We start from the raw sequence: 16024 nt of genomic DNA, 5'->3' as shown, positions 1-16024 counted from the left end.
TGCTCGGCCACCATGACATGCAGCGTCAGCGTGCTGGGCGAGTGTCTGATGCCTCCGGCTTGTCCTGCTTGTTTTGCCGTGACTTCGAATTGCTGATCCGCGACACGTTGGGGCATACCCTGCTCAGCATGCGAGCGGAACGCCGCGCATGCCAACTTTCAGAGGTTCTTGACTCATCGCTATGCAAATCGCTGGGCGCCTTGTGCGCAGCGTCAGCGTGAACGGCTATATCGACCTGACAGAGTCACTCGGGCACGAGCCCACAGGCTTCTCAGAGCGGCTGGACTATCGGCGCGGCTGCTTCGAGGAAATATGCTTGAGGGTTCAAGGTGTTGGCGTTGTGGGACTTCGGCCAAACGCGTCCATGCTGGGCAGTTCTTTAGCCTCCAAGAACTCGCTTGCCGAACGAGAGGAGATCTCCCGCGCAGTCATCGCCGGCCGGTCGATTCGATCCGTAGCAGCGCGGTTAGGACGTGCTCCATCTACTATCAGCCGCGAGGTACGGCGAAATGGCGGAAGGCAGTGCTATCAAGCGAGCCAGACCGACCAGCTCGCCTGGGAGCGCGCATGGCGCCCAAAGGCATGTAAGCTCGTCAGGAATCGGGCACTCGCCCAGGTGGTGGCAAGCAAGCTTCGATTGCAGTGGTCGCCAGAGCAGATTGCGGGTTGGCTTAAGCACGTGTATGCGGTCAACAAGGACTATCGCGCCTCACCAAGATCTTCGAAGGCACCTCGGAAATCCAGATGCGGATCATCTCCGACGCGCTCCTCGGCAAGGCGGCCGCGTAATGAAAACCCCTGCGACCGCAATGGCGGCCCCCTTGGACCGACGCATGCAGCCCCCGAGTAATGCCACCGGCGCCCTCGCCGGCCTCCGCGTGGTCGACCTCACGCAGATGCTGGCGGGCCCGTTCTGCACGCAGATCCTGGCTGACCACGGCGCCGACGTCATCAAGGTCGAGGCCATGACCGGCGATGGCACCCGCATCACCGGCCATTCCGCGATGACGACACCCTGCGTGAATTCGGCGGCTATTTCCAGAGCGTCAACCGCAACAAGCGCTCGATCGCCGTGGACCTCAGTACGGAAGCGGGCCGCGAGATCGTGCGCAAGCTGATTGACCACGCCGACATCGTCGTCGAGAACTTCCGCGCCGGCGTGATGGAGCGGCTTGGCCTGTCGTTCGAAACATGACCGACGCGGTGCTGGCCATGTACGAGCGCATCGTCTACCAGACCTCCTACACCGGCACGGTCCCTACGCCAGAGGGCAACCGCCACCCGCTGCTGTGCCCGTTCGGGGTGTTCCGCGCGCGCGATGGCTACGTCTCCATCGCCTGTGCGACCGACGCCTTCTGGGAAAAGCTGGCAATCGCCATCGCCCCCCCGGAAATGGGCACTGACGACGCGTTCGCCACCAACGCCGCCCGCGTGCAGAACGCGCAGCGTGTGATTGACGCCATCGAAGCTTTCACTGCACAACGCACCAAGGAAGAGCTTGCGCAGTGCCTGGGCGGGAAGGTGCCGTTCGGCCCGGTCTCCACCTCGGCCGAGATCTTCGAGGATGAGCACTACCGCGTGCGCGACATGCTGGTCGACGTGGGGCAGCCGGGCTCGGCCGTGCCGGTCAAGATCGCCGGGGTGCCGATCAAGCTCGGCAGCACGCCTGGCAGCATCCGCCAGCGCGCGCCGATGCTGGGCGAGCACACAGAAGAGATCCTGCTGGCAACCGGCTATGGGAAGCACGAGATTGAATCGATGCGCGGCGCGGGCGCCATTCGCTAGCGCCCTCTTCAAATCACCCCGGCTATGGCCCCTGCACTGCATCGGCGTTGATGCAGTCGCGTGAGGCCGTGGTGTCGGCGTGACTACGCCGCGCATGCCCATCAATGCAGTGCAACCCGCCCTTCGATGACCGCGGTAGCCAGCGCCAGGTCGCCGCGCTCGACGGCGTGCATCCACGACGTCAGATTCTGTAGCGGTGCAGTGCCGGGCAGGCGTACGGTATTGACCGTACGCCTGCCGCTAGCCTGTGCAATCAGGGGTCGCCTCAGTAAACGAAAGATATCGCACGCCAAGCGGAGACACTGACGCAGGAATTCGTCATGGAGGGCTTGTAGTCCGCGTAGACGTGTGCGCAGTCGCCCGTCGGTATTGTCTTGCTCGAGCAGAACCCGACGGTTTGACGACATTGCCTCTCCCCCGCAATCCGCAGTAACCTCTGCCCCATGCGGCAGGCACATGCCGCCCACCGCCCACGGAGAAATCCCCGCCATGCCGCGCAGACGACAGTTCCTTGGCTACCTTCCGCTCGCGCTCACTACCGGGATGGTTGCCGCAGTGGTCCTTGGGAGTCGGCCGGCCCGCGCCGCGGCCATGCTGGGTGAGCAGGAGCCGCAAGCGCTCAAGGTCGGCTACAAGGCCGACTCCACCAAGGTCGACCCACAGAAATACCCTGGCCATAAGCCATCCCAGACTTGCGCCAACTGCCAGCTTTACCAGGGTGACGAGGGCAGCACTGGCGGCGGTTGTGCGCTGTTCGGCGGCAAAGATGTCGCGGCGAAGGGATGGTGCAGCGCTTGGGAGCAGGGCTGACATCGTGCCTTGCACGCTTTCGCCCGTAGCCAGTCCGTCATCTCACCCTGCCCGTCCTGGCTCATCCGCCGGCGTTGCGGCAGCAGACTCGTGTCGCTTCTGCGTAACGGCCGGTTGGCCGTCCCCGGCCGGCTGCTCGCCGTTCCTTGCATATATCCTGTCCTTCCCGGAGATCGCGACATGGCCATCCAGCTCAACCACACCATCGTCTTTTCTCATGACAAGAAGGTCTCCGCCGACTTCCTCTGCGAAGTCCTCGGACGTCCCCCGGCCGAGCCGTTCGGGCCGTTTCTCGGCGTCCGGCTGGACAATGGCGTGACCCTGGACTTCATGGACGCGGAAGGTGATGTTGCGATGCAGCACTACGCTTTCCTGGTCAGCGACGCCGAATTCGATCAGGGCTTTGCCCGCATCCGCGCGCGCAACCTGACCTACTGGGCGGACCCGTACCGCCGCCGCCCCGGCGAGGTCAACACCGACGATGGCGGCCGCCGGATCTACTTCGAGGATCCGAGCAAGCACTTTCTGGAAATTTTCACGAAGGGCTAGGACGCAAGCACCCGCTGCCGTGAGCCTTTGAAGAGACACTGGCGCCCTGCCACGCCCGCTCAAGGTTTTGCAGCGTTGACTGCGCTTGGTTGATGCGGTTGCACCCCATAGAATGAAGTTGCGCCTTGGAAAGCGGCTCTGGTTTCTGCCGCATCAAAGGAGGATGTCATGGAACTTCATATGCAATCGCATCGCTACACGCACCGGTGGCCGGACTGGCGTGCGGCGGCGCTGGCGGGCCTTGTCGCCGGGGTGGTATTCCTGGTGCTCGACTTGCTGGCGGCCATGTTGATGGGGGCCAGCGTCTGGAAGCCGCTGACCATGATCGCGGCCATCATGCTGGGCCCGGATGTGCTGGCGCAAGCTGCCACCTTCCAGATGAGCGTGCTGGTAGCGGCCGTGGTGGTCCACTTCGTACTCTCTGTCGTGTTTGCGGTGATCCTGGCAACGATCATGGCGCCGTTCCGTTTTGATTCGAGCGTCGGCATGGCCTCGGTGGTGGGGGCGCTGTTCGGCCTGGTCCTGTACCTGGTCAATTTCCACGGCATGACTGCCGCGTTCCCATGGTTTGCTGAAGCGCGAGGCTGGGTGACCGCCATTGCCCACATCGTGTTCGGCCTGGTCGCGGCTGATTCGTACCTGAAACTGGAGCGGCACGCGGATGCCTCCGCCGGCGGAACTGGCGGTACCTAGGAGAGCAAGCGCAAAACGAGCAGCGGCAGGGCGCGTGATCCATGCAGACCGTCGCCTATCCCTATCAGCCAGCGCCTGAACGGGGCACCCTGACGTGCTTCCTGCTGGCCTTGTTCATGCACCTGCTGCTGGGTGTCCTGCTTTACTATGGCGTGCGCTGGCGCAGCGCGGCACCGGAGGGCGTCGCGGCCGAACTGTGGGACGCGATCCCGGAAGCCGCAACGCCAGCGCCTGCAATCACGCCGGTGCCAAGCCCTAAGCCGGTCGAAGAGGAAGAGGCCGACATCTCGCTGCAGGAAAAGCAGCGCAAGGCCCAGCAGGCCGCGCGCGACGAAGCACAAGCGCGGCAGCGCGAGAGCCAGGCCCGTGCCGAAGCCGCCCGCAAGGAGGCTCAGCGCAAGGCGACGGAAGCGCAGCGCCAGTCCGACAATGCCCAGCGCCAGGGAGAACTGGCGCGATTGCGGGCGCAGGCGGGCAATACGGGCACGCGGGCCGGCTCCGGCTCCGGCACGAAGCCTTCGTCCGGTTATGCCGAGCGGGTCCGGCAGCGGGTCAAGCCGAACATCATCTTCAATGAAGACGTCAGCGGCAATCCGGCGGCGGTAGTGGCCGTGGCCATGGCGCCGGATGGCTCAGTGCTGTCGGCGCGGCTCGCCAAGTCAAGCGGCAATGCGGCCTGGGACAACGCCGTGCTGCGCGCGGTGCAGCGGTCCGACCCGCTGCCGCGCGACGAGAACGGCGTCGCGCCCTCCAATATCCTCATTACCTTCTGGCCCAGGGACGAGGGCCGCTAGTACCGCCGGCCGCCCTGTCCAGGCGCTACGCCTCCACGTAGCCCTTGCGTAGTTTCTCCGCCACCAGCTTGTCCGCCTCGCGTCGCGCCCGTTCAGCGCTGTCGAACACCTTCACGCTGGTCTGCCCTGCGCTGCCAATGCGGCCGTAGGTAACGGAGAGTTCAACCCCGCGCACGCTGGCACGCCAGAACTTGCGCGACGTGCCCTGCTCGAAGCGCAGCGTCCGCACCAGCTCCGCTTGCGCAGCCGATGCCGTCGCCGCGTCCGTCCGGCCCTCGCCCGTTGACGGCGCATCCTGCACCGCGGCCGGCTTCGCCAACGGCACCGGCATCTCGACCTCCACGTCCAACGCGCGATCCTCGCCATCGGCCAGCATGGCCTCGATGCGGGCCAGCACCGCTTCCGCATCGTCGAGCCAGTCCTTGCCGGGGATGTCCAGCACCCGCCAGCCGAAGCTGCGCAGGATGCCGGGGCGGAATACATAGCGCTCGGCGGTGTCCGATACCGCCTCGGACGGCGTATCGAGCAGGATCGCCAGCGCGTAGCCTTGACCCGACGGATCGGCGATGGCCAGGTCGCAGCGGAATTGCGAGCGGCCGACGTTGGCGTGCACCTGGTGGCCGCGCGCACGCAGCGCCTCGGCCAGTGCGTCGCGGATGCTGTCCGGCGTGGGTTCGCGCGTAAAGGCGTCGCGCGCGCCGGGGTTCAGTGCGCCCAGCACCGACTGGGCGCGCTCGAACTGGCCGCGCGCGCTGGCCTGTGCGAACTGCAGGAACGCGCGCAGCGCGGCCGCGCCGTCGTTGTGCACATTGGTGATCGCCTCGGCCTGGATCGTCGACACCACCGCCATCCGATGGCGCGCGCGGCTGAAGATCACGTTCAGGCGCTTCTCGCCGCCGCGCTGGTTGATCGGGCCGAAGTTCATCATCATCTTGCCGTCCGGCCCGGGCGCGTAGCAGATGCTCAGGATGATGACGTCGCGCTCGTCGCCCTGCACGTTCTCCAGGTTCTTGACGAACAGCCCGTTGAACTGGTCGTCGTCCTCGCGCACGTACTCGCGCTCGAGGCGCATCGCGAAGTCCGTGTCCTCGGCGGCCAGCGCCTCGAGCGCGGCCTCGATGGCGCCCTGCTGCGCCTCGGAAAACGCCACGATGCCCAGGCTCAGCCCGGTCTCGCGCCGCAGCAACTCGCGCACGGTCCGGGCGATGTAGCCCGCCTCGGGCGCATTGCGGCGCTCGGCGTAGACGCCGTCTGCCAGCCGGTGGAAGCTGACCGGCCGCGCCAGCAGCGCGTCGGCGCCCGCGATGCCGGCATCCTCCTGGTCCGAGCGCAGCGCAGGCGCCTCGTCCTCGGCCTGCTCCAGCAAACGGTCGGGAATAGTGACCAGGCGCCCGTCGTAGAACGCCGCGTTGGAAAAGCTGATCAGCGATTCGTGACGGCTGCGGTAGTGCCACGCCAGCAGCGTGGCAGGCAGGTTGCGCGCGGCCTGGTTCAGCAGGCTGTCCGAATCGAGGTTGATGGCGATGCGATCGCCCTCCTCTTCCACCACGATCTCGTCGTCGCCCTCGGCGCCGCCGGCCGTGAAGAAGCTTGTCGGCGGCAGCTGCATCTCGTCGCCGACCACCACCACCTGACGCGCGCGGCTCAGCGCGGGCACGGCCTCTTCGGTCGGGATCTGGCTGGCCTCGTCGAAGATCACCACGTCGAACAGGTCCGGCGACAGCGGCAGTGTGTCGGATACCGACAGCGGGCTCATCAGCCAGATCGGCTTCAGGTCGTTGATGACGATGCCGGTCTCGTCGTCGGAGAGATCGCGGATCGAACGGTGGCGCATGCTCTTGCCGAACTCGTGCTCCAGTTCACGGCGGCCCGTTGCGTATTGTTTCTTGAACGCCTTGCCGTCGGCGTCCAGCATCGTGGCCGACAGCGAGGACACGCGTACGTTCTCGGCGAACTGCCTGTGCCGCGTGGCGCGCACCACTTGCGCGTTCAGCGTGAGCAGTTCGCGCTGCCCTTGCGCCACGGCGCGCGCGGCCTGCGCCAGCGCCGCGCCGCCAAAGCGCGCCAGCACCGGGTTCTCACGCGCGAGACGGCGCAGCGCCTCGTCAGCCACCAGCGCCTCGAGCTGTGCCGGTGCATGATCGAGCCACTGCAGCGTGGTGGCGCAGGCGGGGTCACCCGCATGCACCGCGCGCAACAGCGGCAACAGGTCTGGCAGGTCATCGAGTGCCTCGCGCAGGTCGCGCAGCAGTTCGGCGATGTCGCCGAGGCGTGCGTCGGCGGCCAGCGCCAGCCCGTCGCGCACACGCTGCGCGAGCTTCTCCAGCGCCTCGCGCGCACCGGCTTCGGCGCGCGCCGCGGCGACCGGGTCGACGGCCTGGCGCAAGTGCGCGACCAGTTCGCGCGGGCCTGCGCCCGCCTGCAGGCGCTGCTCGAGTTCGCCAAGCGCGCGCAGGAAGGCCTGCATCTCGCTCACGCCGTAGCGGCGGCGGCTGTCGGCATCGGCCGCTGCCAGCGCGGCGCTTGCGGCATGCTCGGCGGCCAGCGCTTCCAGCACCTTGCCGTAGCCCGGGTGGACGGCGTGCTTGCCAAAGTCATAGCGGCGCTTCAGTTCGCCGCGCAGGCGCCACCATGCTGGCTGCAGCCAGCGCGCGAATGACGGCTCCAGCCGCCGCGTGAGTGCCAGTGCCGATTCGGTATCGCCGGGGCTCAGCTTGTCTTGCCAGTTCGAGGTTGCGGCTTGCGCGTCGGCGAGTGCCTGCGCGCACCGCTCCAGGTCTGCGCGAACCTCGCGCAGCGCTCCTTGCGCCGGCGAGGCCGGATCGAGCAGGTCCAGGTGGGCGGCGAGGCCGGTGTCGAGCAGCCACTGGCTGTCGGCGGCAATCGCGCGTGCCTGTTCCAGCGCGGTGTCCTGGCCGGTCAGGCTTGCGGTGCTGTCCAGCAGCGGGTCGAGCGCATCGAACAGCGCCTCGGCGTCATGGCACAGCTGCTCGGCGCGGCCATAGGCGCGCTCGTCGGCCAGCAGTTGCGGGGACAGGCGCGCGAACGGATGCGCGGCCAGGCTGTCGAGACTGAAGCGCTCGCGCATCGCGCGGTGCACGCGGTGCGCGAGATCGCGCTGACGGTCCCAGGCGGCCAGCGCCGGCAGGCACTCGCGCAGCGCAGGCCCCGCGTCCGGTACCGTCGGCAGCGCCGCCAGTCGGCGCAGCAGTGCACGCACGCTGTCGCCGAGTGCCTCGGGCACTGCCGCCATCGCGACCTCGAACGCGTCGATACGCTGCTGGTGCGCGGCCAGCGCCTCGGCCACCTGCGTGCGGCGCGCAGCCAGCGCGTCGCCGTCATGCGGCTGCGCGATCCACTGCTCGTAGCAGGCGCGCAGGTCGGCAATGAAGGCTTTCTTGTCGGTCTGCGAGTCATGGATCAGGCAGCACAGCGAGTCCAGCCCGCTTTGCTTGAGCCGATGGAACACCACGTCGAGCGCGGCGCGCTTTTCGCAGACGAACAGCACGCGCTTGCCGCGGCCGGCGTAGTCGGCAATCAGGTTGGTGATGGTCTGCGACTTGCCCGTGCCCGGCGGGCCCTGGATGATAAAGCTGCGCTGGCTGCGCGCCAGGCCAACCGCTGCGTTCTGGGTCGCGTCGGCCGCCACCACGTTCCACTGCTCGGCCGGTGCGAGCGGTGCGGGCGCCTGGGTCTCCACGTCGCGCGGATCGATCGAGAATACGCGGTCGAACGCCCGATTGGCGCCGGGCTCGTCCAGCAACTGCGCGTAGTCGCGCACCAGCGACATCTTGCGGTAGTTGAAGTTGGCGAGCGTCACCTGCGTCAGGTCCAGGTCCCAGGCATAACGGTGGCCTTCGGACTCCTCCAGCACGTAGCCCTGGCGCTCTTCGCTTTGCGCGGCGGCGGGGCTGCTCATGTGGGGCTGGCGCGGACCGGCGGCGGGTGCGGCGCCCGCTTCGAAGCGCTGCGGCAGTTCGCTCGGCCGCACCCAATGCTCGAACAGCGCGCGGCCCAGCGGCCGGTAGTCGTCCTGCGCATAGCTGTACGGCGGCAACCAGCCGCCGCTGCGCGCGGCGGCCGTGCCCGGCCTGCGGCGCTGGAACTGCTGCATCCGCTGCAGCGCCTTCTGCCGCACCAGCCGCACCGCGGCCTTGTCGACCAGGCGCAACTCGACCGAGGGCTCGGAGCGGCGAATTTGCGCGAGGATGCCCGCATGGATCTCCGCGATCGAGGTCTTGTCGAGATCCACGGTCTCGTCCAGCCGGATGTCGTACAGCTGGTGCAGGTAATGGCGCAGCACCGGGTTGAACTCGGCCTCGCCGCCCGCGCACTGGATCACATACTGGTCGCGTACGCCCTTGCGTTTGACCAGCTCCACCGGCAGCCACAGCAGCGGCGTCACGATGCGCTCGTCCGGCGCCTCCTTCAGGTTGTGCCAGCGCAGGAACGCCACCACCAGGCGCAGGTTGCTGAAGCCGTATTCGGCGCGGTCGCGGCGGGTCTCGGCGATCAGGCGGTCGAGCGACGCCGGCAGGTAGGGCTGGTCGTCGAAGCGCAGCCATTGCTGCAGCGATACCGGCTTGCCCGCCACCAGGTCGGCCGCGAACGGTCCGCCCCAGGTGCAGATGTGCTCGGGCCGCACGCTTTCGATCTGCAGCATCAGCGGCACGCTGGCCACGGTGACGTTGACGGTGGCCGCGGTCGGCCGGAAGTGCAGCAGGCGGTTGCGCCGCGAGAGATCGAACAGGCGGTCGCGCAGGTGCGTGAGCACGGCGGCGCGGCGCGGCGTGGCGCCGGTCGTGCCGGCCAGTGCGCGTTCAACGTCCAGTCCCAGCGGCTGCTCGCGCCACGTGCGCAGCCGGGTCGCCAGCGCGGCGACATCGGTGGCGCGGTCGTGGCGGTTGATCTCGGTCATCTCGACGATCACCGCCGCGACGATCGGATGCAGGCGCTCGTGCAGCAGGAACAGGTTGCGGCGCTGCGCGACGAAACTGCGCAGGTCGTCCTCATCGGCAAAGTCCAGGCCGCAGGCGAGGCTCGCGAGCACCATGCCGAGCAGGAACACGTCGCCGATCTCGTCGTGGTGGCCAAGCAGGCGTTCCCAGCTGGCCGGGCCGCGTAGATAGACCGGGCGTTCGACCGGCGCCGTAGCGTCAAGCTGCAGCGCCAGGTCGGCCTGGTCGCGCTGTCCGTCATCGGCGTGGCCGAGCTGCAGCGCGCCGACGATGTTCAGGCCCGAGGCCGGATGCGGCTGCACGCGATGCACCGCGCCGATGTCCATGACGGGAGCTTCGCCATCGGGCCGGCGCAGGCGCAGCCCGCCGTCCTCGTCCACCAGGATGCTGTCGGGATCGAGCGCTGCCACCCTGCCCTGCGCGTGCAGCGCGGCGACCTGCGCGAACAGCGGCAGCACCAGCACCAGGACGTCGTCGGTGGGCAGCGCCGCGCCCGCCTGCGCGTCGATCAGTGCGCGCAGCGTGCGCGGCTCGCTGCTGCCGTTCATATCCGGAATGGTGTTGGTGCCGTGGGTCGTGCTGTCAGTCATGCCCGGCCCTCCCTGGCCAGTTCGCGTTGGAGTTGGCGCTGGAAGCGGTCCAGCTCGCGCTTGCCGAAGCCGGCGTCGCGGCGCAGGTTCCCTTGCAGCGCGTCCAGGCTGCCGAGCGCCTGCGCCACCTGGCCGGCGCGCAGCAGCGCGGTGTCCTGCTGGTCGGAGTCGGCGAGTGCCAGGTCCATCATCAGTGCGTTGAGGTAGCCGCGTACGCTGTCGTCGGCCACGTCCGGCCCCAACCCCTCGGGGCCGGTCGCCGGTTCGTCGTCGCGCCAGTCGGGGAACATCATCCGCACCTGCGCGAGCACTGCCTCGCTCGCCAGATCCGTGCCGGCGAGGAAGTGTGCGATGAAGCCGCGAGACAGCGCCTGCAGGCGGACCTGTCCCGGCAGGTCCAGCTTCTCCAGTGCCAGCGGGCCGTGCAGCCGGGTTTCGATCCATGGATCGAGATCGGCCGCGCCTTCCCACCACAGCGCCAGCGCGCGCGCCCGGATAAAGGTCTCGGGATGGCTGTGGGCGGCGCTTGCGCCCGCCTCGTTGGATTCGATCTCGGCCGCCTGGCGCAGGTAGGCGGCTGCGTCCACGCTGCCGATGCCGGTCTGCACCTTGACCAGCGTCGACACGGCAGGCGCTACCGCGCCCGCGGCCACGGCACCGCCGCGGTCGGCGAACAGTTCGGTATGCAGCGCGTAGCGGCGCCAGGTCTCGCGATGGCTGGCGCTGGCGCCGGGCGCGGCCAGCGCGTCGTTCAGGATGCGGTCGGCCACCAGGAACTGGCCGTCGTCGCGCGACCACAGCAGGTAGTGGGCCAGCTCATGGCCGAACACCGCCAGCAGCTCCTGCGGCGACAGCCGATCCAGCAGCGGCCCCTGCAGGACGATGTGGACCTCGCCGGGCACGTAGACCAGCGAGGCGTTCATGTCCTGGCCCGGGGACTGGTAGAGCGTCGCGGGCGCGCCGATGCCGAGCCGCGCCATCGCCTCGGCCAGCGCCGCGTGCACGCCGGCATGCGCGTCCGCCTCGATGCGGTAGGTGTCGCGCAGCAGCATCGAGCGCAGTGCCTCGCGTTGATCGGCGCCGGTCGCGCGGGCGCCGGCCCAGCGCCAGACCTCGGGCTCATGGCGGCGCAGGTAGTCGACCACCGTTGCGTGATAGGCCAGCGGCACCAGCGCGCCGCGATCCGGGGCGTGAGAGTCCATGCGGGACGTTCCAGGGTTGCGTGGAGGCCGATTCTACAGGGGGAACATGACGCAGGCGCGGTCCATCAGCACGGGCAATGCCCGCATTGGCATGGCCAGCCTGATGCTGTCGGGACTAGTCGGAGGCGGGGGATGCCGGCGCGGGAAGCGGCTGACGGCTGAAGCTGTTGGTTTGTGTGGGCGGCTGATACGCCGCAAGTTTGTTTCTGCCCAACATTTGCTGCGCCAACCGGGCGGAATTCGCTGATGACGGGGCTGCGGCTCCATTTCTGCCGGTCCGCATCCGGTGGCATGGCTTCTGCGTATAAGCGAGAGGACGCCCGCAGCGTTCTGCCCTTCTTACCGCAAATCGGAGTACCGCCATGATCCGCCAGCTCGCCAACACGATTTTCGCCACCGCCACGATTGCAGTCGCCTGCACTGCCGGCATTGCCCATGCCGCCGCCCGCGACAGCGCTCCTGCCGGCGACAAGTCCGGCTACACCTTCCGCGTCGACATGCGCGACGTCTATAGCGACGGTGCGCGGGCCAGCCGCTTCGACGTCTTCATCGACGGTACCCGCGTTGAGGCTCCCGCCGTCAACGAGCTGTCCGTCTCTGGCCTGGACCGCGGTGGCGTGTCGGCCGATCCTGCCCGCAAATTCGACATCTACACCGACGGCGCCCTGGCCGGCATGGACCGCAGCGGTCCTTCAGCCGATCCCGCGCGCAAGTTCGACGTCTATACCGACGGCGCCCTGGCATAAGCCTGTGCACAGCTAGCCTGCCTCAGGCAGGCAGCCATCTTCAAACGCGCTTGTGCGCCCTTTGGAACGAATTTCTCCCGGCTCCAAAGGGCGCTTTTTTGCTGGCGTCAGCCCAGTTCCGGGTAGTCGACGTAGCCGTGCGCACCATTGCCGCCATACAGCGAAGCGTCTTCAAAGGGACGGTTCAGCGGCTTGTTTTCGCGGAAGCGGCGCGGCAGGTCGGGGTTGGTGATCATCTTGCGGCCGAACGAGACCATGTCGGCACTGCCACGACGAATCGCTTCTTCGGCCATCTCCTTGGAGTAGCCGTTGTTGACCATCCATACGCCGGTGTAAAGGCGGTGCAGCGCTTCATAGTCGAAGGGGGCGTTGTCGCGCGGGCCGCCCGTGTGGCCTTCCACGACGTGGATATACACCGGATGCAGCTTCTCCAGTTCACGCACGACATGTTCGAACAGCGGCTGCGGATTGCTCTCCAGTGCGTCGTTGACGGGCGACACCGGTGCCAGGCGAACGCCGACCCGGTCGGCACCGATCTCTTTGACCACGGCAGCCATGACTTCGAGCAGGAAGCGCGCGCGGTTTTCGATGCTGCCGCCATACGCGTCGGTGCGCTTGTTGGTGCCGTCGCGCAGGAAAGCGTCAAGCAGGTAGCCGTGCGCACCATGGACTTCGACGCCGTCGAAGCCGGCCTGAACGGCGTTGGCCGCAGCAATGCGGAAGTCGTCCACGATGCCAGCGATCTCTGCAGCCTCAAGCTCACGCGGGACCGAGCATTCGACGTAGCCCTTGCCGTTGATGTAGGTCTTGGCATTGGCGGCGATGGCCGACGGGGCGACCGGGGGCTGATTATCCGGCTGGAAGTGCGTGTGCGACATGCGGCCGGTGTGCCAGATCTGCAGGAAGATCCTGCCGCCCTTCGCGTGGACCGCGTCGGTCACCTTCTTCCAGGCGGCGATCTGCTCGGGGGTGTAGATGCCCGGCGTATTGGTGTAGCCCTGGGCAGTGGTTGAGACCTGCGTGGCTTCAGCGATGATCAGGCCCACGCTGGCGCGCTGGCTGTAGTACTCGACCACCATGTCGGTCGGCACCAGGTTGTCGTCGGCCCGGCTGCGCGTGAGCGGCGCCATGGCCATGCGGTTGGCAAGTTCGAGCTTGCCCAGCTTGATCGGCTGGAACAAAACATCCGCGAGAAAGGCTTCTTTCTGTGCGCCCATGAATGGCTTACTCCGTGGTTGGTCTAAGGCTTGCAGCGGCCACAACGTGCGTAGCGGCCGGCTGGAACAGGTGGTCGAACATCAGGTCGATGCTGCCGCGCAGCGGCTCGACCGAGCGCTCGAGCTTCATGCGCAGCAAGGCGCCCTCCCAGACATCCCAGACCAGCCCGGACAGTTCTGCAGGCGCAATATCCGTACGGATTGCGCCCTGCGCCTGGGCCTGGCTGATCATCCCGGCCAGGCGTTCGCGCCAGGCCATCTGGGCTGCCTGCAGGGCTGACCGGCAGGTGTCGCTCGACAAGGCGATTTCCGCCGCAAAGTTACCGATCAGGCACCCCGCCTGCACCGTCCTGGAGAGGTGGTAGGCAATCATCTGGGTGAAGACGTAACGGATTGCCGCCATCGGCTCTGGCGGCGCGGCTTCCATCATGGCTTCCCACGACCGCTGCAGGTAGTCCGCATACTGCGCGACGATGACCGCGGCAAAAGCTTCCTTGCTCTCAAAATGGTTGTAGAACGAGCCCTTCGGCACGCCCGCGTGATCGGTGATCTGCTGGATGCCGGTGGCGTTGTAGCCGTGGCGCGAAAACAGTTCGCGCCCTGCCTTCGTCAGGCGGCTGGGGATGTCGGTCTTGTCTGCAGTGCGTGCCATGGCCGAATAATATGACCAGTCGTCTTAAGATGTCAAACGGCACTGCGCAAGCGTAGGCAAGGACGCATTTCCGGCCCTCTTCCGGGCACACGATATTTTTCCTTGACAAGGGAAGACCCATGTTCCAATATGCATTCCATCGCATGCGATCTAAACGGATGCGATTTAAATACAACTGACAACCAGCAGAGATCCATTCCATGAGCAAGATCGAAAAAGTCCTCGCCACCGGCAAGACCCACACCATGCACAGCAGCGCCGGCGTTACCTCGCGTGGCCACAACGGCACGCTAGACATCGCGCTGTCGCCCGGCAACAGCACCACTCCGGCGCACGTGTTCACGACCGTCCAGCCCCACCCGACCGCGGAACAACTGTTCGCGGGCGCCTGGTCGGCGTGCTACATCGCCGCGGTCGGCCTGGTGGCCAAGGAGATGAAGCTGGAACTGCCGTCCGACCTGGCCGTGGACATCGAAGTCGACCTGGGCCAGACCGGGGCGGAATACTTCCTGCAGGCACGCCTGAACCTGCGCGCGCCGGGCCTGCCGCAGGATGTCGCTACGCAACTCGCTCACGCCGCCGATGCGATCTGCCCCTACTCGAAGGCAACGCGCGGCAATATCGAGGTGGCGCTGAACGTGTTTACGTCGTAACTCCCTTGAGCTTTTCGTTATTTCAAATTAGTCGTATGCGATATAGTCTCATACGACTAAAAATCACCTGATACAAGGATGCATACCATGACCACGCTCACCTCCATCGCCCGCTACACCGTTGTCGCCGCCGCCCTGTTGACCGCCGCCGCCGCGCAAGCCGCCGGTTCGGCGCGCGACCCTTTCACCGAGGGCGCCCGCTCGGTCACCAGCGCAGCCGATCCGTACACCGACGGCGCACGCTCGGTACACGGCACGCGCAGCCCGTACTACGACGGCGCCCGCGGCGAGGTCGACCCTTACCTCGACGGCGCACGGGCCTGAGACCGCGTAGCGCCGCGGAGGCCAGATCGTGCGCATGATTCTCCGCCGGTTCCTGGCGCCCTTTCCTCGGGCTCCAGGAACCGCCGCCGCGGAAAGTTATAGCACCTGCGATCAAATCGCACACGATCTATAATCGACACTTGCGATCCATCCGTCTTTGGCCAACGAGGCAGCAAATGAAACCCACCGACAAGCCCGCCGCAACCCCGACGCTCTCGGACTTCCTGTGCTTCGCGGTCTATTCCGCGAACCTCGCCTTCGGCAAGGCCTACAAACCGGTCCTTGAGCAACTGGGGCTGACCTATACGCAATACATCACCATCGTTGCGCTATGGGAGCAGGACGACCAGACCGTCGGCAGCCTGGGAGAGAAGCTGTTTCTCGAATCGAACACCCTGACGCCGATCCTGAAGAAGCTGGAGGCGATGGGCTATGTGGAGCGGCAGCGCGACCCCGAAGACGAGCGCCAGGTACGCGTGCGCCTGACCAAGGCCGGCCGCAAGCTGCGCGAGCGGCGCCTGGAATCCAGCCTCGCCGGAGCGACCGGCCTGGCCCCGGACGAATTCGCCCGGATCCAGAAGGCAGTTGCGTCGCTGCGCAACAACCTGATCCAGTCGGTGAAAGACAGCGAATGAACCAGCACACAGGATCCATGGCCATGACCAGCACAGCCGCCCAGTACAGCCCGATCAGCTGCGAGTTCCACGACCGCCTGGAAGACCTCGCCACCGTGCGCAGGCCCACGCAGATCCACTACCGCGACGCCGATGGCTTGCTCCAGCAGCGCACCGCGACCATTGCCGACGTGTACAGCCGGGGCGGCGCCGAGTATCTGACGCTCAAGACTGGCGAGACCCTGCGCCTGGACCAGCTCCTGGAAGTCGACGGCGAGAAGCTGGCGGACTACTGAGTCCGCAAGATTCCGAGCCGGAAAAGACAAAACCCCTCGCAGCACACGCTGTCGAGGGGTTTTGGGAATAAGAGCCTGGCGATGACCTACTTTCACACGGGTATCCGCACTATCATCGGCGCGGAGCTGTTTCACGGACCT

The 16024-nt window shown here is 66.9% G+C and carries 14 protein-coding genes and 2 pseudogenes; 12 read left to right on the top strand and 4 right to left on the bottom strand.

Going from position 1 to position 16024, the window contains the following annotated elements; all coding sequences use genetic code 11:
- Positions 1–394 precede the first annotated feature (394 nt).
- The 7 genes and pseudogenes from AC07UK_RS35595 to tolA all read left to right on the top strand — a co-directional run.
- A pseudogene (locus AC07UK_RS35595) lies at positions 395–712 on the top strand (transposase); the annotation flags it as partial.
- 76 nt (positions 713–788) lie between these two features.
- Positions 789–1195 (top strand): annotated as a pseudogene (locus AC07UK_RS35590) (CoA transferase).
- Positions 1192–1785, top strand: coding sequence for a CoA transferase (locus tag AC07UK_RS35585; protein ID WP_494687925.1), 594 nt, complete (start codon positions 1192–1194; stop codon positions 1783–1785). The pseudogene AC07UK_RS35590 and the gene AC07UK_RS35585 overlap by 4 nt, the downstream one beginning before the upstream one ends.
- A 489-nt stretch (positions 1786–2274) precedes the next feature.
- The gene (locus tag AC07UK_RS35580; protein WP_436221662.1) at positions 2275–2595 is read left to right on the top strand and encodes a high-potential iron-sulfur protein; all 321 of its coding nucleotides are present in this window, start codon (positions 2275–2277) and stop codon (positions 2593–2595) included.
- Positions 2596–2775: 180 nt separating this feature from the next.
- Entirely contained in the window at positions 2776–3144 is a 369-nt protein-coding gene (locus AC07UK_RS35575) for a VOC family protein (RefSeq protein WP_436221661.1), read from the top strand.
- Positions 3145–3312: 168 nt separating this feature from the next.
- Entirely contained in the window at positions 3313–3837 is a 525-nt protein-coding gene (locus AC07UK_RS35570) for a hypothetical protein (protein ID WP_153955773.1), read from the top strand.
- Positions 3838–3878: 41 nt separating this feature from the next.
- Positions 3879–4631, top strand: coding sequence for a cell envelope integrity protein TolA (gene tolA, locus AC07UK_RS35565; protein WP_436221660.1), 753 nt, complete (start codon positions 3879–3881; stop codon positions 4629–4631).
- A gap of 25 nt (positions 4632–4656) precedes the next feature.
- On the opposite strand, the gene AC07UK_RS35560 is transcribed toward tolA, so the two are convergent.
- Both AC07UK_RS35560 and AC07UK_RS35555 read right to left on the bottom strand, forming a co-directional pair.
- Positions 4657–10179: an AAA domain-containing protein gene (locus AC07UK_RS35560; protein ID WP_494687924.1), complete on the bottom strand. Its 5523-nt coding sequence runs from the start codon at positions 10177–10179 to the stop codon at positions 4657–4659.
- Positions 10176–11381: a M48 family metalloprotease gene (locus AC07UK_RS35555; RefSeq protein WP_494687923.1), complete on the bottom strand. Its 1206-nt coding sequence runs from the start codon at positions 11379–11381 to the stop codon at positions 10176–10178. The genes AC07UK_RS35560 and AC07UK_RS35555 overlap by 4 nt, the downstream gene beginning before the upstream one ends.
- A gap of 362 nt (positions 11382–11743) precedes the next feature.
- On the opposite strand from AC07UK_RS35555, the gene AC07UK_RS35550 reads away from it, so the two are divergent.
- Positions 11744–12127 carry a hypothetical protein gene (locus tag AC07UK_RS35550; protein ID WP_436221657.1) on the top strand — a complete coding sequence of 128 codons (384 nt, stop codon included), beginning with the start codon at positions 11744–11746 and terminating at the stop codon, positions 12125–12127.
- Positions 12128–12234: 107 nt separating this feature from the next.
- Here AC07UK_RS35550 and AC07UK_RS35545 read toward each other — a convergent pair whose 3' ends face one another.
- Together AC07UK_RS35545 and AC07UK_RS35540 are read right to left on the bottom strand one after the other, a co-directional pair.
- Complete coding sequence (locus AC07UK_RS35545) at positions 12235–13344, bottom strand: alkene reductase (RefSeq protein ID WP_436221656.1); 1110 nt, start codon at positions 13342–13344, stop codon at positions 12235–12237.
- A gap of 7 nt (positions 13345–13351) precedes the next feature.
- Positions 13352–13996, bottom strand: a complete 645-nt coding sequence (locus AC07UK_RS35540) for a TetR/AcrR family transcriptional regulator (RefSeq protein WP_436221655.1) — start codon at positions 13994–13996, stop codon at positions 13352–13354.
- Positions 13997–14196: 200 nt separating this feature from the next.
- Here AC07UK_RS35540 and AC07UK_RS35535 point away from each other — a divergent pair, with 200 nt between their 5' ends.
- From AC07UK_RS35535 to AC07UK_RS35520, 4 genes are all read left to right on the top strand, one after another.
- The gene (locus AC07UK_RS35535; RefSeq protein ID WP_058698381.1) at positions 14197–14649 is read left to right on the top strand and encodes an Ohr family peroxiredoxin; all 453 of its coding nucleotides are present in this window, start codon (positions 14197–14199) and stop codon (positions 14647–14649) included.
- An 87-nt stretch (positions 14650–14736) separates the two neighbouring features.
- Positions 14737–14973 carry a hypothetical protein gene (locus AC07UK_RS35530; RefSeq protein WP_436221654.1) on the top strand — a complete coding sequence of 79 codons (237 nt, stop codon included), beginning with the start codon at positions 14737–14739 and terminating at the stop codon, positions 14971–14973.
- 176 nt (positions 14974–15149) lie between these two features.
- Complete coding sequence (locus tag AC07UK_RS35525) at positions 15150–15608, top strand: MarR family winged helix-turn-helix transcriptional regulator (RefSeq protein ID WP_018314951.1); 459 nt, start codon at positions 15150–15152, stop codon at positions 15606–15608.
- A 23-nt stretch (positions 15609–15631) separates the two neighbouring features.
- On the top strand, positions 15632–15883 hold the full coding sequence (locus AC07UK_RS35520; protein ID WP_013956673.1) for a hypothetical protein: 252 nt from the start codon (positions 15632–15634) through the stop codon (positions 15881–15883).
- Positions 15884–16024 lie beyond the last annotated feature (141 nt).

The organism is Cupriavidus sp. GW821-FHT07C08, assembly GCF_059419025.1.
The sequence above is the reverse complement of the archived record's forward strand: the minus strand, read 5'-3'. Positions and strand labels throughout refer to the sequence as shown.